Origin of the sequence: Achromobacter sp. HZ01 (assembly GCF_003267925.1) — a bacterium.
GTDB lineage: Bacteria > Pseudomonadota > Gammaproteobacteria > Burkholderiales > Burkholderiaceae_B > Achromobacter > Achromobacter pulmonis_A.
Genome location: NZ_LWKV01000001.1, coordinates 1,713,521 through 1,737,866, shown reverse-complemented (window position 1 = coordinate 1,737,866; position 24,346 = coordinate 1,713,521). Strand labels below are relative to the sequence as shown.

Below are 24,346 nucleotides of genomic sequence, written 5' to 3'. Positions count from 1 at the left end.
CTAGCGCACGATGGTATCGGCCACCAGGTCGACGCCGTCGCTGGGCACGGCCACGCCGGCCAGCGCGCCGCCCAGGTCTCCGGGCCGGGCGGCCGCCGCGCCCGCGCGGCTTACCCGGATCTCCACGCGCACCTTGCTGGCGCCCGACAGGGTCGCCTGCGGCGACATCGCGCTGCTGTCGTCGAGCACGAAATCGCGCGGCAGGTCGGAGACCTGCATCTGCAGGATCGCCAGCGGCATGCGCGGGCCGTCCTCCGGCCGCGCCAGGATGAATACGGTATCGGTGGGCTGGACCTGCGCGCGCAGCGCATCGGCGATGCGGGCGCGTCCGCTGATGCGGGCCGTGGCAGTGGCCTTGGCCGCGGTGGCCGCGGCCGGCGGCGGCGAACCCGTCGCCATGGCGCGCGCCTGCGCGATGTTCGATTGGATCTGGCGCGCCGCTTCCGAGTCGGGCGGCAGCCGCGCCTGCAGGCGCTCCCAGTGCGCCAGCGCCTCGGCCGCGTCGCCGCGGCGCAGCGCCATCATGCCGGCCAAGGCCAGGGCCTTGGGCTGGTCGGGCTGGGCCGCCAGGGCCTGCGCGACGGCGGCGATCGATTCCGCGTCGGGCGCGCCCTGGTTGGCCGACAGCAGCGCGTCGGCCAGGTCGGCCAGTACCGCCGGCTGGTCCGGCGCCAGGCGCAGCACCTGCCGGTAGGCGGCCACCGCGTCGCTGTAGCGTCCCAGGGTTTCGTAAGAGCGCGCCAGCACATACCAGCCGTCGGGGTCGTCGGGGGCGGACCGCAGGCGCCGGGCCAGCGCGTTGATCGCCATCGCCATATCGTCGTTGGAGGCGCCCGCGTGCGGCTCGGCGGCGGCCACGACCGCGGCCGCGCTGGCCGCCGCGCGCGGATTGCCCAGCTGGCCGTAGAGCAGCACCGCCGCCACCGGAATCAGCACGCTCAGCAGGCAGGCGGCGGCCACGCCGGCGCGCTGGCCGGCCCACGGCGCGGCGCGGCTGCGGCGCAGCGCCAGGTCCTGCAGCAGGTCGCGCTGCAGTTCCTCTTCGGCGCGGGCCCGGGCCTCGGGGCTGAGGCTGCCGTTCTTCAGGTCGCGCTCCAGCTGCTCGCGCTGCGCCAGGTAAAAGGCGCGCACACTGGCCTCGGCGGCCTGCGCCGCCGGCGCGCGGCGCAGCAGCGGCGGGATCAGGCAGAGCAGGGTCGCCAGCAGCAGCACGAGCACGGCAATCCAGAGCGCGGTCATGAGCCGGTGTCCAGGAAACGGGCGGCGCGTTCGCGCTCGTCGGCGGTCAGCGGCGCGCGCGCGCCGGCGCGGCGCCTGAGCGTGCGCAGCAGCACGGCGAAGCCCAGCGCCAGCAGCGCGAACGGGCCCAGCCACAACAGCCAGGTGATCGGCTTGAACGGCGGGTCGTAGCGCACGAAGTCGCCGTAGCGCTCCTCGAAGAAACGCATGATCTGCGCATCGGTCCTGCCGGCGGCCAGCTGGCCGCGGATCAGGTCGCGCATGTCCTGCGCCAGCGGCGCGTTGGATTCGGCCAGGGTCTGGTTCTGGCACACCAGGCAGCGCAGGCCGTGCGCCAGCTTGTCGGCGCGCTGCTCCTGTTCGGCCGACAGCGCCGGCGCGGCCGCCGCCGGGGCCTGGACCTGGGCCTGCGCCTGCGCCAGGACCAGCGCCAGCGCCGCGAGCATGGCCGCCGCCTTCATTGCAGCGCCTCGATCACGGGCAGCATGCGGGCGCTCCAGATCTCGGGCGTGATGAGGCCGAGCTGCCTGTAGCGGATGCGTCCTTGCTTGTCGATCACGAAAGTCTCCGGCACGCCGTACACGCCGTACTCGATGCCGATGCGGCCGTCGGCGTCGCTGGCCGAGGCGATGTACGGGTTGCCGTTGCGCGCCAGCCAGGCGATGGCGTCGTCCGGCTTGTCCTTGTAGTTCAGGCCGTACAGGGGGATGCCGTGGCGCTGCGAGACCTCGCGCAGCACCGGCAGTTCGTCGCGGCAGGGGCCGCACCACGACGCCCACACGTTCAGCAGCCAGACCTGCCCGCGCAGCGCCTGCTCGTCCAGTTTCCGGTCCGGCGCCAGCAGCACCGGCAGGCCGATGGCCGGGGCCGGCTTGTCTATCAGGACCGAGGGCACCGCGCGCGGATCGCGCGACAGCCCCATCGCCAGGAACACGGCCATCGCCAGGAAAGCGGCCAGCGGCAGCAGGTAACGCAGCATCAGGCGCCCTCCCGGGTGGGCGCGGCCACCGGCGCGGGCATGCGCGCCTGCGCCTCCAGCGCGCGGCGGTAGCGCTTGTCGCCGGCCGCCAGCAGCCCGCCCAGCGCCATCAGGATGCAGCCCGACCAGATCCAGGTCATGAAAGGCTTGACCTGCAGGCGCACCGTCCAGGCCTGATCGCCCACCGGTTCGCCCAGCGCCACGAACAGGTCGCGGGTAAAGCCGCTGTCGATGTCGGCCTGGCTGAGCGCCATGTCCTGCACGGTGTAGAGACGCTTTTCCGGATAGAGCGTGGTCACCGGCCTGCCGTCGCGCGTCACCGTGAAGACCGCGCGCTGCGCGCTGTAGTTGGGGCCGGCGGCCGGCCCCAGGCCGGCGAAGGTGAAGCGGTAGCCGCCGGCCTCGCGCGTCTCGCCCAGCGCCAGCCGCAGTTCCTGCTTGACCTCGTAGCCGTTGGCCAGCGTGACGCCGGCGATGAATATGCCCACGCCGGCGTGGGCCAGCAGCATGCCATACCAGGCGCGCGGCTGGCGGCCCAGGCGGCGCAGCCAGTGGCCGTCGCCGTCGGTCAGGCGCTGCCAGGCATGGGCGGCGGCGCTGGCCACCGACCATGCCGCCAGCCACAGCCCCAGTATCACCATGGGCGAGCCCAGCCGCGCCGGGCCGGGCATGGCCAGCGGTAGCAGCACGGCGGTGGCCACGCTGACGGCGAAGGCCGCGCGCAGGCGCCGGCGCAGGTCCGGCAGTTCCGCCTGCTTCCAGCGCGCCACCGGCCCCACGCCCATGAGGAAGATGGCCGGCGTCATCAGCGGCACGAACACGGCCTCGAAGTAGGGCGGGCCGATGGAGATCTTGCCCCACTCCAGCACGTCCAGCACCACCGGATACAGCGTGCCCAGCAGCACCGAGCCGGCCGCCACCGTCAGCACCACGTTGTTCGACAGCAGCAGCGATTCCCGCGACAGCAGGGCGAAGCCGCCGCCCAGGCCCACCGTGGGCGCGCGCCAGGCATACAGCGTCAGCGAGCCGCCCACGATCAGGGTCATGAACCCGAGTATGTACAGGCCGCGGCCCGGGTCGACCGCGAAGGCGTGAACCGAGGTCAGCACGCCCGAGCGCACCAGGAAGGTGCCTAGGATGCTGAGCGAGAAGGCGCAGATGGCCAGCAGCACCGTCCAGCTGCGGAAGGCGCCGCGGCGCTCGGTCACGATCAGCGAATGGATCAGGGCAGTGCCGGCCAGCCAGGGCATGAACGAGGCGTTTTCCACCGGGTCCCAGAACCACCAGCCGCCCCAGCCCAGCACGTAGTAGGCCCAGGCGCTGCCCAGCAGAATGCCTACGGTCAGGAAGGTCCAGGCCGCCAGCGTCCACGGCCGCACCCAGCGCGCCCACATCGCGTCCAGCTCGCCGGACAGCAGCGCCGCGATGGCGAAGGCGAAGGCCACGGAAAAGCCGACATAGCCCATGTACAGCATGGGCGGATGCACGATCATGCCCGGGTCCTGCAGCAGCGGATTCAGATCGCGCCCGGCCATGGCCGGCGGCATCAGGCGTTCGAACGGATTGGACAGGAACAGCAGGAACAGCAGAAAGCCCACGCTGATCCAGCCCATCACGGCCAGCACCCGTCCCACGAAAGGCAGCGGCAGCCGGCGGCTGCACATGGCCACCGCCAGCGTCCAGGCGGTCAGCAGGTACAGCCACAGCAGCAGCGATCCCTCGTGCCCGCCCCATACCGCCGCGAACCGGTAGCCGGCGGGCAGGTCGGCATGGGAATTGGCGGCCACGTACAGCACCGAGAAATCGTTGTCCACGAAGGCCCAGGCCAGGCAGCAGAAGGCCACCGTGGTCAGGCCGAACTGCCCGACGGCGGCCGGCCGCGCCACCCGCAGCCCGGCCTGCCAGCCGGTGGCCGCGCCCACCAGCGGCAGTATGCCCTGGGCCAGCGCCGCCAGCAGCGCCAGGATCAGGCTGAACAGGCCGATCTCCGGAATCATTGCGCCTCCCGCATCAGATGGGCGGGCGCGGCGCCGGCGCGCTTGATGGCGTCGGCCGCTTCGGGCGGCATGTAGTTCTCGTCGTGCTTGGCCAGCACCTCGGTGGCGCGGAACACGCCGTCGGCGCCGAGCTTGCCGGCCACCACCACGCCCTTGCCCTCGCGGAACAGGTCCGGCAGCAGCCCCTGGTAGCTCACCGGCACGGTGTGCGCGGTGTCCGTCACCACGAAGCTCAGCGTCAGGCCATCGGCCTCGCGCCGCAGCGACCCCTGTTCGACCAGGCCGCCCACGCGGAAGCTGCCGCTGGCCGGCGCTTCCCTGGCCACCACCTGGGTCGGGCTGAAGAAGAACACCAGGTTCGATTGCAGCGCATTGAGCACCAGCGCGGCGGCCAGGGCCAGCAGCCCCAGGCCGCCGGCGATCGCCAGGGCGCGGCGCTTGCGCGGGCTCATGGGCGGCCTCCGCCGGGTTGCGCCTGCCGCGCCGCGCGCCGGGCGCGGGCGCGGCGCCACAGCACGAACGCTTCGACGCCGATCAGCGCCAGCGTCACGCCGTAGGCGCCCAGCAGGTAAGGGCCGTGGCCCTGCATCGAGAACAGCGCGTCCCAGCTCATCGCGCCTCCCGCGCGGCGCGCCCGATGGCGGCCGGCTCGCGCTTGGCGATGATGCCGCGCACGCGCGCCAGCCCGGCCGCCGCGCTGTAGAGCCAGAACGCGGCCACCATCAGCAGCATCGCGGTGACCATGATGCCGGCCATGCTGGGCGCGGCGGTCAGGTTGATGGAAGCGCCCTGGTGCAGGGTGTTCCACCAGCGCACCGAGAAATAGATGATGGGCACGTTGATCACGCCGGCCAGCAGCAGGATGGCGCCGCCGCGGTCGGCGCGCTGGGCGTCGTCGCAGGCGGCCTGCAGCGCCATGAAGCCCAGGTACAGGAACAGCAGGATCAGCTCGGACGTAAGGCGCGCGTCCCAGACCCACCACGTGCCCCAGGTCGGCTTGCCCCACAGCGCGCCGGTCCACAGCGTCAGGAAGGTGAAGAGCGCGCCGGTGGGCGCCAGCGCCCGCATCATCATGAACGACAGGCGGGTGTTGAAGACCAGGCCCAGCGCCGCGTACAGCGCCATCACCAGGTACAGGAACATGGACATCCAGGCCGCCGCCACGTGGATGAACAGGATGCGGTAGACCTCGCCCTGCTGGCTGTCGGTGGGGGCCACGGCCAGGCCCACGACCAGCCCGGCGCCGCCCAGCAGCGCCGCGGCCAGCGCCAGCCACGGAATCAGCCGCCCGGCCAGCGGGTAGAACAGCGCCGGCGAGGCGTAGCGCAGCCAGGACGCGCCGGCGGCGGGATATGAGTTGAGGGGCGGATTCTGCATGGCGTCAGTCCAGCGCCACGCGCAGCGCCGCCGAGGCGCTCCAGGGGCACAGCAGTATGGCCAGGCACAGGCCCGCGCCCAGCAGCGACAGCTGCGGGCCGGCGCCCATGCCGTCATGGGCGGCCGACACCGCGCCGGCGCCGAAGATCAGCACCGGCACGTACAGGGGCAGCACCAGCAGGGGCAGCAGCGCGCCGCCGCGCAGGCCCAGCGTCAGCGCCGCGCCCAGTCCGCCCACCAGCGCCAGCGTGGGCGTGCCCAGCAGCAGCGACAGCGCCAGGATGCCGATGGCCTGTGGCGGCAGGCCGAACTGCAGGGCCAGCACCGGGCTGGCCAGGATCAGCGGCAGGCAGCTGCTGAACCAGTGCGCGGCCAGCTTGGCGCCCACCAGCAGCGGCAGCGGATGCGGCGACACCAGCAGCTGTTCTAGCGCGCCGTTCTCGTAGTCCTGCGCGAAGGGGCGGTTCAGGGTCAGCAGCACGCCGAGCAGCGCGCAGACCCACAGCACGCCCGGCCCGATGGCCGCCAGCAGCGCCGGGTCGGGTCCTACCGCCAGCGGGAACATCGAGCCCGCCACGACGAAAAACAGGGTGGCGCCCAGCGTATCCGCCGGCCGTCTCCAGGCCTGCCGTATCTCACGTAACGCCAACTGCGACAGCGTGCCCAGCATCCGCGTAGTCATCCATGTCCAGGGTTTGGGTTTGCGCCGCGGCCGTGCCCGGCTCGCGGTGCGAGGCCACCACGGCCGCGCCGCCGGCGGCCAGATGGGCTTGCAGCGCGGCGTGCAGCTGCGCCAGGCTGGGCGCGTCCAGGCCGGCGTCGGGCTCGTCCAGCAGCCACAGCGGCTTGGCGCCCAGCACGATGGCCGCGAGCGCCAGCCGCCGGCTCTGCCCCTGGGACAGGCGCCGGGCGGGCACGTCGGCGCAGCGCTCCAGGCGCCAGCCGCGCAGGGTCTCGGCAATGCGCGGCGCCGCCTGCGGCGTGCCGGCGACGTGCAGCGCGTAGCGCAGGTTCTCGGCCGCGGTCAGTTCGGCGCACAGGCCATTGCCATGCGCCAGGAACGCCATGCCGGCGTGGTACGCCGGCAGGTCGCGGCGCGCGTCGGCGCCGCGCCACAGCACGCTGCCGGCCTGCGGGCGCAGCAGCCCGGCCAGGGTGCGCAGCAGGCTGGTCTTGCCGCTGCCGTTGGCGCCGCGTACGTGCAGCAGCTGGCCGGCGTACAGCTCGAAATCCACCGGCGCCGCGCCGCCGCGGCGGCCGACCAGGCCGCGCGCGCCCAGCATGGGCGGCGGCGCGTCAGCGGGACGCACGCGCGACCTCTTTGCCCGTCTCCGGGGCGGCCCCCATCGAAGCGCCGCCCGGCCCCATGTTGGGCAACTGGTGGGCGATGCCCTTGTGGCAGTCGATGCAGGTCTTGCTCTTGTCGGCCAGATAGGTGGAATGCATGTTCTGCGCGCGCACGCTCTGGCGCGTGAAGTCCATGTAGTCGTAGTTGTGGCAGTTGCGGCATTCCAGCGAATCGTTGGCCTTGAAGCGCGCCCATTCGTGCTGCGCCAGTTCGAGCCGCTTGTCGACGAACTTCTCGCGCGTGTCGATGGTGCCGAAGATCTTGCCCCACACCTCCTTGGAGGCCTGCATCTTGCGCGCGATCTTGTCGGTCCAGTTGTGCGGGACGTGGCAGTCCGAGCACAGCGCCCGCACGCCCGAGCGGTTGGTGAAGTGGATGGTGCCCTTGAGCTCGGCGTATACGTTGTCGCGCATCTCGTGGCAGCCGGTGCAGAACTTCTCGGTGTTGGTGAGCTCCATGGCGGTGTTGAAGGCGCCCCAGAACAGGATGCCGCCGATGAACCCGCCCACCGTCAGGAAGCCCAGGCTGAAATGCACGCTGGGCCGGCGGACGATGTTCCAGTAGCGCTTGATGAGTTTGACCATGGCAGCCTCCCGCGCCTTACTTCTTGTCGGACGCCGGAGCCGTCAGGCGCTTGAGGATCACGTCTATGTCCTGGTAGGTGTTGCTCACCAGCGGCTTGGCCTCGGCCTGCGGCACGTGGCATTGCACACAGAAGTAGCGGCGCGGCGACACCTCGGCCAGCACGTTGCTGTCGCGGTCCATGTAGTGGGTCACGCTCAGCGGCGGCGCCTGGGTCTCCTCGGTGTTGACGCGCGCGTGACAGGCCAGGCAGCGGTTGAAGTTCTTGTCGATCTGGTAGCCGTCGATCTTGTGCGGGATGGTGGGCGGCTGCATCGAATACGTGCGCATCCGCTTGATGTCCTTGTTCTCGATCGGGCTGATGAGCGGCGGATCGGTCTCCTGGGCGACCGGCGTCGGCCCGCGCATCGGGTCTTCCAGTTCCAGCGGCGGCGCGGCCCAGGCGGCGGTAGCGAGGACGGCGCACAAGGTGAGGGTGAGGGCGCGTAGCTTCATGGCTGTCTCCGGTTCGCCTTTCAGACCTTGACGATCTTGACCGCGCACTTCTTGAAGTCGGTCTGGAACGAGATGGGGTCGGTGGCGTCCAGCGTGACCTTGTTGATCAGCTGGCTGGCGTCGAACCAGGGCACGAACACCAGGCCGCGCGGCGGCTTGTCGCGTCCGCGGGTCTCCAGACGCGTGCGCATCTTGCCGCGGCGCGACACGATCTCGACCTCGACGCCGCGGCGCAGGCCCATCTCCTGGGCATCGTCCGGATGCATGAAACAGACCGCGTTGGGAAAGGCCTTGTACAGCTCCGGCACGCGCCGCGTCATGGAGCCGGAATGCCAGTGCTCCAGCACCCGCCCGGTCGACAGCCAGAACGGATATTCCTTGTCGGGCGACTCCGCCGGCGGCTCATAGGGCAGGGCATAGATCACCGCGCGGCCGTCCGGATTGCCGTAGAACTCGAAGCCGGCGCCCGGCTTCACATAGGGGTCGCTGCCTTCGCGGTAGCGCCACAGGGTCTCCTTGCCCTTGACCACGGGCCAGCGCAGCCCGCGCACTTCGTGATAGGTGTCGAACGGCGCCAGGTCGTGGCCATGGCCGCGGCCGAATTCGGCGTATTCCTCGAACAGGCCCTTCTGCACATAGAAGCCGAAGGCGTCCGACTCCTGGTTGGCGTAGTCCTTGGCGCGCTCGGTGTTGGGGTAGCGGTTGACCTTGCCATTGGCGAACAGCACGTCGAACAGCGTCTTGTCGCGGTACTCGGGCTTCTTGGCCAGCAGGTCGGCGGGCCAGACCTCCTCGACCTTGAAGCGCTTGGAGAACTCCATCAGTTGCCACAGGTCGGAGCGCGCCTGGCCGGGCGCGTTGACCAGCTGGTGCCAGAACTGGGTGCGGCGCTCGGCGTTGCCATAGGCGCCTTCCTTCTCGACCCACATGGCCGCCGGCAGGATCAGGTCGGCGGAGATGGTCGTGACCGTGGGGTAGGCGTCCGACACCACGATGAAGTTCTCGGGGTTGCGGTAGCCCGGCAGGCCTTCGTTCATCAGGTTGGCAGCGGCCTGCATATTGTTGTTGACCATCACCCAGTAGGCGTTGATCTGGCCGTCCTTGAGCATGCGGTTCTGCAGCACCGCGTGCGCGCCCACCTTGCTGGGTATGGTGCCGTCGGGCAGCTGCCACAGTGCTTCGGCATGGGCCCGGTGCTTGGGATTGGTCACCACCAGGTCGGCCGGCAGGCGGTGCGAGAAGGTGCCCACTTCGCGCGCCGTGCCGCAGGCCGAGGGCTGGCCGGTCAGCGAGAACGGACTGTTGCCCGGCGTGGAGATCTTGCCGGTCAGCAGGTGGATGTTGTAGACCATGTTGTTGGCCCACACGCCGCGCGTATGCTGGTTGAAGCCCATGGTCCAGAACGAGGTCACGCGCACCTTGGGATCGGCATAGAGCTCGGCCAGGTCCTGCAGCTGCTTCTTGGGCACGCCGCTCAGCTTGGAGGTGTAGTCCAGGTCGTACTTGGAGACGAACTTGGCGAATTCCTCGAAGGTGATGGGGTGCGAGCCACCGGCCTTGTCGGCGTTCTTGGCGGCTTTCTGCAGCGGATGGTCGGGGCGCAGCCCGTAGCCGATGTCCGCGTTGCCCTGGTGGAACACCGTGTGCTTGTCGACGAAGTCCCGGTTCACCCGCTTGGTCTCGATGATGTAGTTGGCGATGTAGTTCAGGATCGCCAGGTCGGTCTGCGGGGTGAAGGTCAGCGTCAGGTCGGCCAGCTCGTACGAACGGTGCTCGAAGGTGGAGAGCACCGCCACCTTGGTCTTGGGCGCGGACAGGCGGCGGTCGGTGACGCGGGTCCACAGGATGGGGTGCATCTCCGCCATGTTCGAGCCCCACAGCACGAAGGCGTCGGCGTTCTCGATGTCGTCGTAGCAGCCCATGGGCTCGTCGGCGCCGAAGGTGCGCATGAAGCCCACCGCGGCCGAGGCCATGCAGTGGCGCGCGTTCGGGTCCAGGTTGTTGGAGCGAAAGCCCGCCTTCATCAGCTTGAGCGCGGCATAGCCTTCCCAGACGGTCCATTGCCCCGAGCCGAACATGCCCACGGCCTCCGGGCCCTTGTCCTTGAGCACGCGCTTGAACTGTTCGGCCATCACGTCGAAGGCCTGGTCCCAGGACACCGGCGCGAACTCGCCATCCTTGGCGTACTTGCCGTCCTTCATGCGCAACAGCGGCTGGGTCAGCCGGTCGTTGCCGTACATGATCTTGGACAGGAAGTAGCCCTTGACGCAGTTCAGGCCCTTGTTGACCTCGGCGTTGAAATCGCCGTGCGTGGCCACGACCTGGTTGTCCTTCACGGCGACGTTCACGCCGCAGCCGGTCCCGCAGAACCTACAGGGCGCCTTGGACCACTTGAGCTTGGCGGCCTCGGATTCGGTGACGATGTTCTGCGTGTAGCCGACGATGGGGATGCCGGCGACGGTGGCGGCCGCCGCGGCGGCGGATTGCTTGATGAAGTCCCTACGAGCCATTGCCATCGTCAATCTCCTCGTTCATCGCGTCCAGCGTGTCGGAATGCTGGTAGACCAGCGCCGAGGCCAGCACGCCATCGAGGCGCTGGATTTCCGATATCCGCGCCATCATGTCGTCGGTGGAGGGAGCTTCCAGCGTGACCACCAGTTTCCCGGTATCGGAAGCGGCATGGATTTCCGCGCTGGCGATCCCGAGGATCGCGGCACGGACTTCGTTGATGCGCGGGGGCGCCGCGTGCACCACCATGCTGGCGATGTGCAGCTCTGGCGGCGCCGCAGGGGGCGCGGATTGGGGGAGCGCGGACATGGGAGCGGTTCCGTCGCGTCTGGTCAGCTGCCGGGCGGGCCGGCGAACAGCTGATAGAACCAGACGAGGAAACCGTAACCCGCCACGATAATGACCGACAGGACGGGGGCCATGACTGCCGTCAGGAACAGGAAACTGCGTAGCTCCTGCGGCTTTGTGTAGCCATCAGACTCGTTTTGCACACACCACCTCGCTACGACGTTGGGGCATTGCGTTTAACGTGCGGATGTCGCAGTTTTTAGCAGATGCCCTTGCGGGGCGTCAATGTTGCGCCGCGGTGTTGCGCGGGCGCCGGCTCGTCGCCGGCGCGGGCTTCAGCGCACTTATCCGTAGATGCGGCGCGCGGCGGCCGCGTCGGCCAGCGGCCGGCCCAGCGCGCGCGCGCCTTCGGCGGCCTGCGCGACCAGCGCCGCGTTGCCGGGCGCCACGCTGCCGTCGCGCAGCTTCAGGTTGTTCTCGAAGCCCACGCGCATATGGCCGCCGAACGCCGCCGCCGTCGTGACGCAGGCGTTTTCCTCGGGGCCGAAGGCGCAGACGGCCCAGGGCAGGGAATGGTCGTACGCCGACAGGAACGGCAGCAGGTCGTAGGCCGATGAAGTCTGGCCCGCGCTGTAGCGGCCCAGCACGAACAGCACCGACCAGGCGCCGGGCGGCACCAGCCCGCGCTGGCGCAGGGCCAGCCAGCGCCGCACGTCGCCTTCGTCATACAGGATGATCTGCGTCATGATGCGGCGCTCGGCCAGCCAGGCCAGGAAGGCCGCCAGCTCCGTTTCCGGAATGTCCGGCACGGCGATTTCGCGCAGCCCGATGGAAACCGCCTCGGGCTGCAGCTCGCGCACCACGGCGATCTGTTCGGCCGCCTTGTAGACGCCGGCCGCCTCGCTGGTCACCTGCACCAGCAGCTCGTCGCCGACCGCGCGCCGAACCGCCGCCAGCGCCTCGCGGTAGGCGTCGGCGCACAGCAGATGGCTGCCGTCGGGCTTGCGCACGTGCATGTGCATCATGGCCGCGCCCGCGTCCAGGCAGGCGCGGGCCTCGCGCGCCAGGGCCTCGGCCGTCAGCGGCACGGCGGGATGGTCGGCGGCTTTCTTATAGGCGCCGTTGGGCGCCACGGTGATGATGGCCGGCGTATCGGCCAGCGCCGCGCGCGGCAGGGCGGCTGCGTTCATGGCTGGATCTCCGGCAGTTCGGGCGCCATCAGGTCCAGGCCGGCGCGCAGCAGGCGGTCGTAGCGCTCGCGCTCGGCCGCGATGGTCTCGGGCGTCCAGGCGTAGAAGCCCTGGCCGGCCTTCATGCCGTGGCGGCCGTCCTGGGCGCGCTCGGTCAGGCAGCGCGCGGGCCGGTCGGCGTTGCAGAACGTCGGGTACATGGTGGCGCCGGCCGCGGCATGCACGTCGATGCCCGCGTGGTCGCGCTGCATCACCGGCCCGGCGGCCAGGAAGCGAAAGCCGAAACCGAAGCGCACCGCCGCGTCCACATCTTCCGGCGACGCGATGCCGCGGTCGATCAGGTCGAAGGCCTCGCGCGACAGCGCGTGCTGCAGCCGGTTAGCCAGAAAGCCCGGCAGGTCCTGGGCCACCTTCACCGGCACGCTGCCGCAACGCCGCATGAAGGCGATCAGCGCGTCCGCGCAAGCGCCGTCGCTGCCCGCGCCCAGCACCACCTCGACCAGCGGCACCAGGTGAGCCGGCATGAAAAAGTGCAGGCCCAGCATGCGGCCCTGGCTCGCCAGCCCCTGGCCGATCGCGCTGATCGGAAAACTGGAACTGTTGCTGGCCAGGATGGTGTCGGGCCGCGCGCGCCGCTCCAGTTCCGCGAACAGGGCCTGCTTGATGTCCAGGCGCTCGGGGATGCACTCGATGACCAGGTCCACGCCGGACCAGTCCACCGCGTCCAGGTCCGGCGCCGTGGCCACCAGCGCCGCGTTCTGCTGGCGGCCGATGGCTTCCAGATTGGCGGCCACGCGCGCCGGCACGCCAGCGGCGCGCTCCGCGTTCGATTCGATCACCGTCGTGCGGCACGAGGCGCGGGTCAGCACCACGGCGACGTCCGCGCCCATGGTCCCGCCGCCCACCACCACCGCGTGCGCCGCGCCCGGATTGGGCAGCGCTTTCGCGTCCGTCTGCATGCATAGCTCCTTGTTTCTAGCTTGGAGCCGAGTGTAGAGAAGCCGCTTTGATTGATGAATCAGATTTTTTGGATAGAATGATCTTCAAATCAGATCAATGTAGACCCATGCAGATCAATCTCTCGATGCGCGACATCGACACCACGCTGGTGCTGGGCCGCACGCTCAATTTCCGCCAGGCGGCGGCGCAGCTGCACCTGTCGCAGTCGGCCCTGTCCACGCAGATCCAGCGCATCGAGGACGCGTTGGGCGTGCGCCTGTTCGACCGCACCACGCGCACGGTCCGGCTCACCGCGGCCGGCGAAGTCTTCATGCAGCAGGCCGCGAGCCTGCAGGTGGCGTTTCGCGACGCCGTGGCCGCGGTCAGCGGCATCGTCAACGCCGAGCAAGGGCAGGTCTCGGTGGCCGCCTTGCCCTCGGTCGCCGCGCGCCTGCTGCCGCGGGTGCTCATGGCCTACCGCCAGGCCCACCCGCGTGTCGCCCTCAAGGTGCGCGACACGCTGTCGGGGCCGGCCTTCGACCTGGTGCGCGCCGGCGAAGTGGACTTCGCGCTGACGGCGGCCGACCCCCAGCACGCCGACCTGCACTACGAACCGCTGATGTCCGACAGCTTCCTGCTGCTGATCCCCGAGACCCATCCGCTGGCTCGCGCGCGCGGCCCGCTGCGCTGGGCCGACAGCGCCGACGCCGCCCACGTCTCCATGGTGCAGCCCAGCAGCGTGCGCCAGTACACCGAATGGGCTTTTCTGCAGAACCGCATCCGCTTCACGCCCGCGTTCGAGGCCGAACACCTGACCACCATCGTGGCCATGGTCGAATGCGGCTTCGGCGTCGCCGCGCTGCCCGAAATCGCCGCCGGCGCCGTGGCCCAGAACGGCATCGTGCAGCGCCCGCTCATCGGTCCGGTGGCGGAACGCTCAATCGGCCTGGTCACCTCGCGCAACCGCAGCCTGTCGCCCGCGGCCGCGGCGCTGGTGCGGGTGTTGAAGGATTATCTGGCGGGAGAGTGGCGGTAGCGGAATGGCTTAGCTGATGGCGCCGGGTTTTTCCTTGCTTGCAGCGCCGAAAAACTCGCCATCGAGTTTCAGCGTCGAAGAGATCCAGGCTGCAAGCGGATAGGAAAACAAGCCTATCAGCACGCCGCCGCTGAAGTCCGTGACGGTCAGCACCACGGGCGAGCCGATCCCCTGCGTCGTCTGTCCCAGCAAAAGCGCGATGGCCGACAGCAGCGCGCCGCGCAGGCCCGTCAGCGCGGTCACGAAGAGATTCCGAATCCATCGCTCGCGTACCCGGGGATTCTTGAGCAGGCGTTCCACCCAGACGAATATCGCCAGCAGCATGGCGCCGACCGCGCCGCCGATGAAGATGCTGATTTCGCTGGCCTGGACTGGAACCATAGGAAAAAATCGGAAATTCGGGGAACGTTTGCCGCTGGAAGCTTCTTTTTCGAGGGTGACATTTACCGACAGCCGAAGATTGGCGCTGAACAAGCGGTCGTACCAGGACGGGTAGATCCATCCGCCATCGGCTGGCGTCACGGGTTGAGCAACGCCTTTATCGTTGCCCTGCTGTTTTTTCACCACGGGAAATCGACAGCTTTGGCTGTATATTTCTCCAGGTTTTAGTGTTATTTCGCCGGTGCCATCGAGATCGCAGGGATCTTCCCCGTTGAAGCGGCTGTTTGCGGAGGCATCGATGGTTATGCTGGCGTTGGTAATTATCTGAAGACTGGAGCTTATGTTCTTGAATGTAAGGACTATGAGCACCGGGCTGCCAACCCGGTTCGTCGGATCGCCTGCGGCGCTGACTTCTAATGGTTGCTTCTCGATTTTTATCTCGGGCGGCTGGTTGTCGTTTTTGACTTCAGTCGGCTGCGTGTGATTCGGCTGCGAAGCGGGTTCAACGGCTTGCACCGGGATAGAGATCAAAAAAAAGGCCATTCCGGCGAGACGCGCACATATAGATGCATTAATCATTCAAGCATCCTCCGTCTGCGGTGAGACGCCGAAGGACGGCGATCTCCCTTCCTGTCTTGGAAGAAAAGAGTTGCGATTTCATTTCGTCCACGGATGCGAGGAAATCGGAGATTGTCTTCTGGCAGATCTGTCTGTCCTTGACGGCGCATAGGTTTACGTTTGGATCGCCATCGAATTTGTCGCAGGAAGACACCGCTTGCAGCCATGCGCGGACAGCTTCATGGTCAATAATATTTGTTGGCTTTTGGGAAAGGTATTCGGCTATTTCGGCGTACTTTTTTCTCTTTACATATGCTGTGGCCATGGCTGACAGATGCTTGACAGTGGCCCGCTGTAGCGATTCAGACTTTCGGGTCTCGTCATCCGCGGCAAGGACCTGCTCTATGAATTTCTCTCTTACGGCTATCTCTTTGTCCAGATAACTGTTGGCGATGGCAACCAAGCCCTCTGCCAAGCGCTTAAGGTAAGCTTGCCTGTGGAGATCGGCCACTTCAAGGAAAAAGCTGATTAGCACTTGATCGGTTAGCGAAGGTTTATCGAAATTGATACCTTCTGCCCAGCCATATCCGCACTCTGCCCCTGCGGGAGCGCGACCGCTTTTTCCCAGGTCATTGATGACATTACGCACCTGCACCAGGCTCGCGTCTCCGTCCGGACAGGCTTCTGCCATGACGGCGAACGCCCAAAAGAACGAAAGCACAGCGGCAATCATCCGGCCGCCTGGCGAAAACACACGGATGAACCTTGGTCGATCCACACACTTTGGAATCTTCATGATCGCAACTCCGGTGTGATGCTGCACGGACGTCTCGGACGGGTAGCGCGCCGTCGGATTATGCGAGCGCTTCCCGCATTTCCGCATACCCAATTTGAGGTATGGCTGAACAACGGCTGAATCGGGGAAAGTTGCCGGCAGCGCTTCCGGGCAGCGGCGATGCCGCCACTGCGGCGAGGGCGCCGGACCAGTGAGGCCATCGTGAAACCCGATCAAGAATGGAATGCCCTCGTACCGCCGGACAACAGAATAAAAACGAACAATTCCAATGCGAGAAGACCCCGGGACAAGGTTCCCACCCATATCGTCATTCACGTCACGGGAACCAAGGATTTTTCTTCGGTCCGCAGGACGTTCACCGCGCCGAAATCGGTCAGCTCGCACTATCTGGTTCACAGCGACGGCGGGCTTTTCCAGTTCGTGCCCGATGCGGGCCGCGCCTACCATTCAGGCATAGATAAAAGCACCGCGTCCTTGTACAAAAAGGGCGGCAAGGAATGGCAGAAGTACCTGAAGTACTTCTCCTGGTACAAGAATTACCCGCCGGGGTCCATTTATCTGGATGGCGACCTGAATCCCGTCTGGGACAAGACCGAGGCGGTTTTCGTTGCGCAGCCGGACGGCGGCGCCTGGGACAGTTTCCGGTACTTCAACGAGCGCTGGGCGACCGACAAGCCGGTCAATTTCGAGAACGATCCGGACCCGAACAACTACTCCATCGGCATCGAAACCCTGGGCGTCGGCTCGGTGAACGCGGACCCTTCCGTCTACCCCGATGCCATGTACGCATCGTTGCGCAAGCTGGTCGTCCTGCTTTGCGGCAAGTACGGAATCCCCAACAAAAAGGGCTTCGTCGTCGGCCATGAAGACGTCAATCCGATCGGCCGATTCGGATGGGACCCGGCGCGAGGGTTCGATTGGTCGCGCATACACGATTAATCGAGAAAAGGGAGAATCCCGATGAGCGAGAATCCGCTGGCCCCATACCATCCCATCATCTATGTGCGGGGCTTTGCCGCCATGCAAAGCGAGATCGAAGATACGGTCGCCGACCCGTACATGGGCTTCAATATCGGTTCGACCAAGTCCAGAATGGCATGGACCGGCGACGTCAAGCGCTACTACTTCGAGTCGCCGCTGGTGCGCCTGATGAGCGAGCACGGCTATCGCGACGTGTTCGAGGACGGCGAGGACATGGTCGCTTCCGAGCGGCCCGATTGCGAGATTCCGTACCGCAGCGTCGTCATCTACCGCTATTACGACGAGGCCAGCCAGGATTTCGGCACGGGCAAAACGCCTCCGATCGAGCATTTCGCGCAAGGCCTGGGCGAGCTGATACTGCGCCTGCGGGACAAGATCTGCGCCAATCCCAGGAGCGGGGTCGCCAAAGAACATTTCCGCGTGCACCTGGTGGCGCATTCCATGGGCGGGCTGGTGTGCCGCGCCCTGTTGCAGAATCCGAAGCTGGGCAGCGCGCAGGCGCGCGCGGCGGTGGACAAGCTGTTCACCTACGCCACGCCGCACAACGGCATCGATATGCGCATCGTGCGCAACGTGCCCGGCTGGCTGTCGTTCGGTGACGCCAACAACTTCAATCGGGACCGCATGGCCGACTACCTGGGCCTGTCGTCGAGCGAGGACGTCGCGGTGGTGAAGAATTTCCCGCCCGAGCGTATCTTCAACCTGGTGGGCACCAATCCGCGCGACTATACGGTGGCCGCGGGGCTTTCCGCCTGGGGGGCGGGCGACGCGAGCGATGGCCTGGTCCGCATCGACAACGCCACCACGCACGGTCTCGGCGCGGACGGCAAGGACGTGAGTTCGCCGCGCGCCTTCGTGCACCGCAGCCATTCGGGCCACTATGGCATCGTGAATTCCGAGGAGGGTTACCAGAATCTGACGCGATTCCTGTTCGGCGCGCTGCGGGTCGACGGCATACTCGATGTCGACGACATCACGCTGCCGGCCGAAGTGCAGAAGGAGTTCGATGCGGGCAAGGAGGTGCAGGCTTCCTATCAGTTCGAGGTCACCGTGAGCGTGCGCGGCTGCCAATGGCAGATGACCCGCCGCGAGGTGCGGGAATGTTCCGCGATATTCCGCACCTACGATGAGCTGTTCCCGGGCAAGAAAGGCACCATGCGTCCGCCGGACCGCGCCAGGAGCCCTTATCTGTTCTCGGTATTCCTCGATCCGTCCAAGAGTGTGAAGGCGTCGAAATCGGTGAGCTTCGCGTTCGACATCAAGGTGCTGGTTCCCGACTACAGCGTCGACGGCCTGCTTTTCATGAAGCGCCACTACGAAGGCGGCTACATCATGCGCGAGCTGATCCTGGTGGAAGCGTTCCCCGATGCGGCGGCGCTCGGGGGATGGCGCATCAAGTACGGCTATCAGGACGACAACCCCGGCAAGGCGACGCTAAGCGTCGAAACCCACGCGCTTGGCGACGGCACCGGCTTCGGTTTTGAGCTTGCCATCGCGCAGAAGACCCGCCCCGGCCTGAAAGGCACGTTGCGGATCGAAGCCCGGCCGGTATAGCCGGAAAAGCCTAGCCGTCCTCGTCGTCCCTGGGCTGCCAGGCGCCCGGCGGATGGTGCGCCAGCGTCAGCAGCGCGACCGTGGGCGCCTGCGCGTGCAGGCTGTGGGGTTCGTTGCCCTGCAACATCACCAGCTGTCCCTCGGCCAGCGTGCACTGGCGTTGCGGGGTTTCGACATCGACCCGCCCGACGAGGCACTGCAGCGTCAATACGCCCGGCACCTGGTGCCAGGGGAGCCGGTGCCCCGCCGGCAGCACCAGGCGGATCAGTTGCAGCTCTTTCGTGCGCAGCAGGCTGACGCTGGCCGGCGGGTCCGGCTCCAGGGACGGCCGCGGATGGAACAGGTCTATGACTTCCAAGGGCGTTGCGTGCTTGAGCGCCATGAGCGTCTCCGGTGTGGTGTGCGTGCACCTGATGATTGTATGTCCCGCTGCGATGCCTGACTTTCAGTATGGTTCAGGTTCTTCCTTCAGGAGGGCCATGGCCGATTTGTCCAGGACCTTGTCCGTGGAGGGCCGCGCGCCGCTGCGCCGGAGCCTGTCGCGGTGACCGGCGGCATGCCGCTTGCTGCCTGATTGCCGCGGCGCGCGCGGCCCGGCGCGCCGCGCAGCCTCTGCCGGGCCGCGAACCAGGAGCAATCATGGCGACACTCAAAGACCTGACCATCGCAATACTGGCCGTCGACGGCTTCGAACAGGTAGAACTGACCGGTCCGCGCGACCGCCTCCACGAGCAGGGCGCGCGCACCGTGCTGGTCTCGGCCCGCACCGACCCCATCCAGGGCGTGCACCACCAGAAGCTCGGCGACCGCTTTCCCGTGGACCTGACTTTCGCGCAGGCCGCGTCGGAGCCGGAAGTCTTCGACGGCCTCTTGCTGCCGGGCGGCGTGTTCAACGCCGACGACATCCGCATGCAGCCCAAGGCGCAGGAGCTGGCCCGGGCGCTGCTGGAGGCCGGCAAGCCCGTGGCCGTCATCTGCCACGGCCCCTGGCTGCTGGTGTCCGCCGGCCTGGTGCGGGGCCGCAGGATGACGAGCTGGCCTTCGTTGCAGGACGACCTGCGCAACGCCGGCGCCGAATGGGTGGACCAGGAAGTCGTGATCGACGCAAACCTGATATCGAGCCGCAAGCCCGACGATATTCCCGCGTTCAGCCGGGCGTTCATCGAGGCGCTGGAGCAGGGGCGCGGCTGAACGCCGCCCCATGCCGCGCCGCTATTGCGCGGCTGCAATGGCCGCGGCGATTTCGGCGGCCGCGGCTTCCATGGGCTGGCGGAACCCGGCCAGCGCGTCGTAGGCCACGCGCGCGCTGGGCACGGAAATGCCCAGGCCGGCGATCAGCTTGCCCTGGGCGTCGCGCACCGGCACGGCGCAGCCGACCACGCCGGCCATGACTTCCTCGTTGCTTGCCGCCCATTGTTCCTTGCGCACTTTGTGGATCACCTTGCGCAGCACGTCCGCCGACACGATGGTGTTGGGCGCGCGCGGCTCCAGCACGGCGTGCGCCAGCCACCATTCGAACCGGTCAGCCGGCATCTCCGACAGGAACAGTTTGCCTATGGACGTGCAGTACAGCGGCGAGCGGCGGCCGTGCTCGAAGTGCAGGCCCTGCGAACGGGTGGCGTAGGCGGCGTCCACATACACCACGTCGTCGTCCACGCGCTGCCCGATCTGGCAGTGCTCGCCGATGCGGTTCGACAGCGCGACCAGGATCTGGTGGCTCTGGTCGGCGCGCATGGCGGCCGAGACGGCGGCCATCCCCAGGTTGACCAGCGCGGCCCCGACCATGAGCTTCTTGGTGCCGAGCACGCGCTTGAGCAGCTGCCGCTCTTCCAGTTGCGCGACCAGCCGGTGCACGGTGGGCACGGGCAGGCCGCAGGCCGCGGCCACGTCGGTCATGGTGATGGGGCGTTCGGCATGCGCCACCACGTCGAGCACATGCAGCAGCCGGTCTAGGGGTTGATCCCTAGGGACAGGTGGTGAATCGCTGACCATAATGAATCCAATTAGTGAAAGAAAAACTTCCAATATTTGGAAGTTTATCACGGAGCGGATTTTCTTTCCAAGCGAGAGCGGAACCCACCATGTCGACTTTCTCCGAGACCGTAGCCGGCGCCGACCCTGAGGCGCAGGCCACCCGCAAGGGCCCCCTGGCGGGACTGCGCGTGATCGATGCGGGCAATATGATCGCCGGGCCGCTGGCGGCCACGCAGATGGCCGATTTCGGCGCCGACGTCATCAAGCTGGAGCTGCCCGGCTCCGGCGACTCGATGCGCCACTGGACGCCGATGAAGGACGGGCTGTCGCTATGGTGGAAGGTCATCGCCCGCAACAAGCGGCTGATCACGCTGACCCTGTCGAATCCGCGCGGCCAGGAGCTGTTTCGGGAGCTGGTGCGCGAGGCCGACGTGCTGATCGAGAACTACCGCCCCGGCACGTTCGAGCGCTGGGGACTCGGTTACGAGGAGCTGGCGCGCATCAATCCGCGCCTGGTGATGGTGCGGGTCTCGGGCTTCGGCCAGACCGGCCCTTACGCCCGGCGCGGCGGCTACGGCACGATCGCGGAGGCGTTTTCCGGCATTCCGTCCTTCACCGGCGCGCCGGACCGCCCGCCCACGCTGCCGGGCTTTCCCATGGCCGATTCGGTGGCCTCCACCTTCGCGGCCATGGCGGCCATGTTCGCGGTGTACAACCGCGACCACGGCACCGGCCGCGGGCAGGAGATCGACGTCAGCCTGTATGAGCCGCTGTTCCGCCTGGTCGAGTCCCAGGTGATCGGTTTCGACCAGCTGGGCATCGTCAAGCAGCGCCTGGGCAACCGCCTGGCCGAGGATTCGCCGCGCAATACCTATCAGACGGCCGACGGGCGCTGGGTGGGCATCTCGGCCAGTTCGCAGCGCACGTTCGAGCGGCTGGCCCAGGCGCTGGGCATGCCCGAGCTCATCACCGATCCCCGATTCGCCGACAACGCCAGGCGCTGCGAGCACGACACGGCGCTGGACGAGATCATCGCCGGCTGGTTCCGCGAACGCGACTGCGCGTCGATCATGGCCTTGTTCGAGCAGGCCGAGGTGGTGGCCGGGCCGGTGCTGGACATCAGCGACATCGTGCGCGATCCGCACTACCAGGCGCGCCAGAACATCGTGGCGGTGCGCGACGACGATTTCGGCGAGGTGCGCATGCAGGGCGTGGTGCCGCGCTTTCTGGAAACCCCGGGCGAGGTGCGCCATTCCGGCCGCGCCCTGGGCGCCGACAACCGCGAAATCTACCAGGGCATGCTGGGCCTGTCGCAGCAGGAATTCGACGCGCTGAGCGCGCAGGGGGTGATCTGATGGCCGGGATGTTCGAGGGAGTGCGCATCGTGGGCGCGGGGCAGGCGCCTTACGCCAAGCGTTCGGAGCGCGGCGTGCAGCGCCTGATGTACGAGGCGGGCGCGGCAGCGCTGGCCGACGCCGGCCTGCCGTGGAGCGCCGTGGACGGGCTGGCCGTCACCTGCTTTCTGCTGCCGCCGGACAACGCGCCCACCGTGGCCGAGCACCTGGGGATCGAGGCGCGGTTCCTGTTCCAGGGACTGTACGGCGGCGCCTCGGGCATCATCGGCATGGCCCACGCGGCGCGCGCCATCCGCGACGGCGCCTGCGACGTGGCGCTGGTGCTGGCCGCCGACGCCTTCGACGTGGCCGCGCACAACGAGACCCTGGACCACTTCAACGGCTCCATCAAGGAGTACATGTCGCCGCAGGGCTTCGGCGGGGCCAACGGCATGTTCGCGCTGCACACGCGCCTGTACATGGAACGGCACGGCGCCACGCGCGAGGATTTCGGCCGCTTCTGCGTGGCCCTGCGCGAGAACGCGCTGCGCAATCCCAACGCCTTGTTCAAGACGCCGCTGAGCATGGACGACTACCTCAACGCCAAGCCCATCGCCGACCCGCTGCGCCTGTACGACTGTGTCATGCCCTGCGTGGGAGGCGACGCCATCGTGCTGGCCTCGGAACGCGTGGCCGCCGGCCTGAAAGGGCCGTCGCTGCGCATCCTGGCGGCCGAGGAGATCCACAACTATCCGGCCAACGACCCCTATTCGGTGCCGGGCGGCTGGGCGGGCCTGGCCGACCGGCTCTACGGCCGCGCGGGCAGGGACCCGGCGCAGATGCAGTTCGCCCAGCTTTACGACGACTACCCGGTGATGGCCTTCGTGCAGATGGAAGGACTGGGCCTGTGCGAGCCGGGCCGGGCCCACGAATACGTGCGCCATAACGACCTGAGTTGGCGCGGCGCGCTGCCGGTGAACACCGGCGGCGGCCAGCTGTCGGCAGGGCAGGCCGGCGCCAGCGGCGGCATGATCGGCGTGTACGAGGCCGCCGCCCAGCTGCTGGGCCGCGCCGAAGGCCGGCAGCTGGACTGCCGGCTGGGCCTGGTCTCCGGCTACGGCATGGTGGCGTATGGCCGCGGCCTGTGTTCCAGCGCCGCCATTCTCGAACGCGTGCACTGAGGAGTCCACATGCTCAAGCCCCAACCGCGGATCAACGCCTTGAACCAGCCCTTCTGGCAGGGGTGCAACGAGGGCCGGCTGATGATCCAGTATTGCGGCGCCTGCCAGCGCCACGTCTTCTATCCCCGGGTGTGCTGCCCGTTCTGCCGCGCCGACGGCCTGCAATGGGTGGTCGCGAGCGGACGCGGCAAGGTGATTTCGCATACGACGGTGCGGCGCACCCACCACGACGGCTTCAATTCCGAGGCGCCCTATGTCTTCGCCGCCGTCGAACTGGAGGAGGGGCCGTGCCTGTATGGGCAACTGCCCGGCGCGCCGACCGATGGCGCGTCGCTGATCGGCCGGCCGGTACGGGCGGCCTTCGTCGAGCACGGGCCGGGCCAGAAGATCGCGGCCTTCCGCCTGGCTTGAGTCCCCGCCACTTTTTTCGGTAGACACGCCATGTCCGACTTTCATGCCAGCACCGAAGTGCGCCGGGATTTTCCCGTCAGCGCCCGCATGCTTTATCTGGACACCGCGCACCAGTCGCCCTTGGCCGCCAGCGTGCGCCGGGCGCTCGAGCGCTTCTACCAGGAGGCCAGCGAGTCCGGCGGGCCCAAGCCGGTGTGGCTGGAAAGGGTGGAGCGGGTGCGCGCCCGCGTCGCGGCCTTCCTGGGCGCGCAGGCGCGCGAGCTGGCCTTCACCAAGAACACCTCGGAAGGCCTGAACATCGCGGCCAACGCCATCGACTTCGCGCCGGGCGACAACGTCGTGCTGATCGAGGGCGACCATCCCAACAACGCCTACGCCTGGCTCAACCTGAAGCGGCGCGGCGTGGAAGTGCGTTTCGTCCGGCTGCCGGGCGGCGTGGCCGACGCGGCGCTGTTCGCACCCCGCGTGGATGCGCGCACCCGGGCCATTTCGCTGTCGCACGTGACTTTCCATGCCGGCCAGCGCCACGACGTCGCCGACATCGGCCGGCTGTGCCGGCAGCGCGGGATCTATCTGGTGGTCGACGCCATGCAGTCGGTGGGCGTGCTGCCCATAGACGTCAAGGCGATGGGCATCTCCATGCTGGCGGCGGGCTGCCACAAGGGGCTGCTGGTGCCGCAGGGGCTGGGCCTGTTGTACGTCGATGCGGCGCTGACGGAGCTGCAGCCGGTGTACTTGGCCACGGCGGGGCTGGCGCGTCCGCCCGCCGACCTGATCGCCAATCCCGACGACCTGGCGCTGCGCGAGGACGCCGGCCGCTTCGAGATCGGCAATTACAACCTGCCCGACATCCACGCGCTGGACGCCGCGCTGGACCTGATCGAAAGCGTGGGCGTCGCCGCCATCGAGCGCCACGTGCTGGCGCTGGGCGACCGGCTGATCGAACGCATGGACGCGCTGGGCGTGGGCCTGGTCGGGCCGCGCGAGCGCGCGCGCCGCGCCCATATCTACGTGCTGGACCTGCCGCCCGGTGAATGGATCGGTTTCCTGGCGCAGCAGGGCGTGCGCGTTTCGCCGGAGCGCGACGGCGTGCGCGTGTCTTTCGGCCTGTTCAATACCCCGGAGGACGTGGACCGCGTCGCCGGGATCATCGCCGCCGGCTTGCAGGCGCCCGTATCGGCCTGAGGAAGAGGTGTCG

28 protein-coding genes are annotated in these 24,346 nt (G+C 68.0%); 8 read left to right on the top strand and 20 right to left on the bottom strand.

The window, feature by feature from the left end; all coding sequences use genetic code 11:
• The 16 genes from ccmI to A6B37_RS08020 form a co-directional block, all read right to left on the bottom strand.
• Complete coding sequence (gene ccmI / locus A6B37_RS08095; protein WP_111825419.1) at positions 1-1,239, bottom strand: c-type cytochrome biogenesis protein CcmI; 1,239 nt, start codon at positions 1,237-1,239, stop codon at positions 1-3.
• Entirely contained in the window at positions 1,236-1,700 is a 465-nt protein-coding gene (locus A6B37_RS08090; RefSeq protein ID WP_111825418.1) for a cytochrome c-type biogenesis protein, read from the bottom strand. Before A6B37_RS08090 ends, ccmI begins: the two co-directional genes overlap by 4 nt.
• Complete coding sequence (locus tag A6B37_RS08085) at positions 1,697-2,218, bottom strand: DsbE family thiol:disulfide interchange protein (protein WP_111825417.1); 522 nt, start codon at positions 2,216-2,218, stop codon at positions 1,697-1,699. Before A6B37_RS08085 ends, A6B37_RS08090 begins: the two co-directional genes overlap by 4 nt.
• On the bottom strand, positions 2,218-4,215 hold the full coding sequence (locus A6B37_RS08080) for a heme lyase CcmF/NrfE family subunit (RefSeq protein ID WP_111825416.1): 1,998 nt from the start codon (positions 4,213-4,215) through the stop codon (positions 2,218-2,220). Before A6B37_RS08080 ends, A6B37_RS08085 begins: the two co-directional genes overlap by 1 nt.
• Positions 4,212-4,667 carry a cytochrome c maturation protein CcmE gene (gene ccmE, locus A6B37_RS08075; RefSeq protein WP_102771510.1) on the bottom strand — a complete coding sequence of 152 codons (456 nt, stop codon included), beginning with the start codon at positions 4,665-4,667 and terminating at the stop codon, positions 4,212-4,214. Before ccmE ends, A6B37_RS08080 begins: the two co-directional genes overlap by 4 nt.
• Positions 4,664-4,828 (bottom strand): heme exporter protein CcmD, encoded by a 165-nt coding sequence (gene ccmD, locus A6B37_RS08070; protein WP_102771509.1) that lies wholly within the window; start codon positions 4,826-4,828, stop codon positions 4,664-4,666. Before ccmD ends, ccmE begins: the two co-directional genes overlap by 4 nt.
• Positions 4,825-5,592 (bottom strand): heme ABC transporter permease CcmC, encoded by a 768-nt coding sequence (gene ccmC / locus A6B37_RS08065; protein WP_111825415.1) that lies wholly within the window; start codon positions 5,590-5,592, stop codon positions 4,825-4,827. The genes ccmD and ccmC overlap by 4 nt, the downstream gene beginning before the upstream one ends.
• A 4-nt stretch (positions 5,593-5,596) precedes the next feature.
• A complete protein-coding gene (ccmB, locus tag A6B37_RS08060) occupies positions 5,597-6,262 on the bottom strand; it encodes a heme exporter protein CcmB (RefSeq protein WP_102771507.1) in 666 nt (221 codons plus the stop codon).
• Entirely contained in the window at positions 6,228-6,902 is a 675-nt protein-coding gene (ccmA, locus tag A6B37_RS08055; RefSeq protein WP_102771506.1) for a heme ABC exporter ATP-binding protein CcmA, read from the bottom strand. The genes ccmB and ccmA overlap by 35 nt, the downstream gene beginning before the upstream one ends.
• Complete coding sequence (locus A6B37_RS08050) at positions 6,889-7,524, bottom strand: cytochrome c3 family protein (protein ID WP_111825414.1); 636 nt, start codon at positions 7,522-7,524, stop codon at positions 6,889-6,891. The genes ccmA and A6B37_RS08050 overlap by 14 nt, the downstream gene beginning before the upstream one ends.
• A 16-nt stretch (positions 7,525-7,540) precedes the next feature.
• Positions 7,541-8,017: a nitrate reductase cytochrome c-type subunit gene (locus tag A6B37_RS08045; protein WP_102771504.1), complete on the bottom strand. Its 477-nt coding sequence runs from the start codon at positions 8,015-8,017 to the stop codon at positions 7,541-7,543.
• 20 nt (positions 8,018-8,037) lie between these two features.
• Complete coding sequence (gene napA / locus A6B37_RS08040) at positions 8,038-10,533, bottom strand: periplasmic nitrate reductase subunit alpha (protein WP_102771503.1); 2,496 nt, start codon at positions 10,531-10,533, stop codon at positions 8,038-8,040.
• On the bottom strand, positions 10,517-10,834 hold the full coding sequence (locus A6B37_RS08035) for a chaperone NapD (protein WP_102771502.1): 318 nt from the start codon (positions 10,832-10,834) through the stop codon (positions 10,517-10,519). The genes napA and A6B37_RS08035 overlap by 17 nt, the downstream gene beginning before the upstream one ends.
• Positions 10,835-10,857: 23 nt before the next feature.
• On the bottom strand, positions 10,858-11,016 hold the full coding sequence (gene napE / locus A6B37_RS08030) for a periplasmic nitrate reductase, NapE protein (RefSeq protein ID WP_042793085.1): 159 nt from the start codon (positions 11,014-11,016) through the stop codon (positions 10,858-10,860).
• Positions 11,017-11,157: 141 nt separating this feature from the next.
• Positions 11,158-12,003 carry a 3-keto-5-aminohexanoate cleavage protein gene (locus A6B37_RS08025; RefSeq protein WP_111825413.1) on the bottom strand — a complete coding sequence of 282 codons (846 nt, stop codon included), beginning with the start codon at positions 12,001-12,003 and terminating at the stop codon, positions 11,158-11,160.
• Positions 12,000-12,962 (bottom strand): 3-hydroxyacyl-CoA dehydrogenase NAD-binding domain-containing protein, encoded by a 963-nt coding sequence (locus A6B37_RS08020; RefSeq protein WP_111825412.1) that lies wholly within the window; start codon positions 12,960-12,962, stop codon positions 12,000-12,002. Before A6B37_RS08020 ends, A6B37_RS08025 begins: the two co-directional genes overlap by 4 nt.
• 107 nt (positions 12,963-13,069) lie before the next feature.
• Between A6B37_RS08020 and A6B37_RS08015 the strand changes: the two genes are divergently transcribed.
• Positions 13,070-13,978: a LysR family transcriptional regulator gene (locus A6B37_RS08015; RefSeq protein WP_102771499.1), complete on the top strand. Its 909-nt coding sequence runs from the start codon at positions 13,070-13,072 to the stop codon at positions 13,976-13,978.
• 9 nt (positions 13,979-13,987) lie between these two features.
• Here the strand turns inward: A6B37_RS08015 and A6B37_RS25960 are convergent, their stop codons facing one another.
• Both A6B37_RS25960 and A6B37_RS25955 read right to left on the bottom strand, forming a co-directional pair.
• Positions 13,988-14,938: a hypothetical protein gene (locus A6B37_RS25960; RefSeq protein ID WP_146748002.1), complete on the bottom strand. Its 951-nt coding sequence runs from the start codon at positions 14,936-14,938 to the stop codon at positions 13,988-13,990.
• Complete coding sequence (locus tag A6B37_RS25955; RefSeq protein WP_146748001.1) at positions 14,931-15,713, bottom strand: hypothetical protein; 783 nt, start codon at positions 15,711-15,713, stop codon at positions 14,931-14,933. Before A6B37_RS25955 ends, A6B37_RS25960 begins: the two co-directional genes overlap by 8 nt.
• A gap of 201 nt (positions 15,714-15,914) precedes the next feature.
• On the opposite strand from A6B37_RS25955, the gene A6B37_RS08005 reads away from it, so the two are divergent.
• Together A6B37_RS08005 and A6B37_RS08000 are read left to right on the top strand one after the other, a co-directional pair.
• A complete protein-coding gene (locus A6B37_RS08005) occupies positions 15,915-16,652 on the top strand; it encodes an N-acetylmuramoyl-L-alanine amidase (protein WP_168202132.1) in 738 nt (245 codons plus the stop codon).
• Positions 16,653-16,673: 21 nt separating this feature from the next.
• Complete coding sequence (locus A6B37_RS08000; protein ID WP_111825410.1) at positions 16,674-18,248, top strand: hypothetical protein; 1,575 nt, start codon at positions 16,674-16,676, stop codon at positions 18,246-18,248.
• 10 nt (positions 18,249-18,258) lie between these two features.
• On the opposite strand, the gene A6B37_RS07995 is transcribed toward A6B37_RS08000, so the two are convergent.
• Positions 18,259-18,630, bottom strand: coding sequence for a cupin (locus A6B37_RS07995; RefSeq protein ID WP_102771494.1), 372 nt, complete (start codon positions 18,628-18,630; stop codon positions 18,259-18,261).
• 257 nt (positions 18,631-18,887) lie between these two features.
• Between A6B37_RS07995 and A6B37_RS07990 the strand changes: the two genes are divergently transcribed.
• The gene (locus A6B37_RS07990) at positions 18,888-19,439 is read left to right on the top strand and encodes a type 1 glutamine amidotransferase domain-containing protein (protein ID WP_111825409.1); all 552 of its coding nucleotides are present in this window, start codon (positions 18,888-18,890) and stop codon (positions 19,437-19,439) included.
• A gap of 21 nt (positions 19,440-19,460) precedes the next feature.
• Here A6B37_RS07990 and A6B37_RS07985 read toward each other — a convergent pair whose 3' ends face one another.
• A complete protein-coding gene (locus A6B37_RS07985; protein WP_111825408.1) occupies positions 19,461-20,240 on the bottom strand; it encodes an IclR family transcriptional regulator in 780 nt (259 codons plus the stop codon).
• Positions 20,241-20,329: 89 nt separating this feature from the next.
• On the opposite strand from A6B37_RS07985, the gene A6B37_RS07980 reads away from it, so the two are divergent.
• From A6B37_RS07980 to A6B37_RS07965, 4 genes are read left to right on the top strand one after another with little or no spacing between them, the layout of a single operon-like run.
• Positions 20,330-21,577: a CoA transferase gene (locus tag A6B37_RS07980; RefSeq protein WP_102771491.1), complete on the top strand. Its 1,248-nt coding sequence runs from the start codon at positions 20,330-20,332 to the stop codon at positions 21,575-21,577.
• A gap of 8 nt (positions 21,578-21,585) precedes the next feature.
• Entirely contained in the window at positions 21,586-22,737 is a 1,152-nt protein-coding gene (locus A6B37_RS07975; RefSeq protein ID WP_146748000.1) for a thiolase family protein, read from the top strand.
• Between the two features lie 9 nt (positions 22,738-22,746).
• Complete coding sequence (locus A6B37_RS07970; protein ID WP_111825406.1) at positions 22,747-23,148, top strand: OB-fold domain-containing protein; 402 nt, start codon at positions 22,747-22,749, stop codon at positions 23,146-23,148.
• 30 nt (positions 23,149-23,178) lie between these two features.
• Positions 23,179-24,333, top strand: a complete 1,155-nt coding sequence (locus tag A6B37_RS07965; RefSeq protein WP_102771488.1) for an aminotransferase class V-fold PLP-dependent enzyme — start codon at positions 23,179-23,181, stop codon at positions 24,331-24,333.
• The last annotated feature ends 13 nt before the right edge of the window (positions 24,334-24,346 follow it).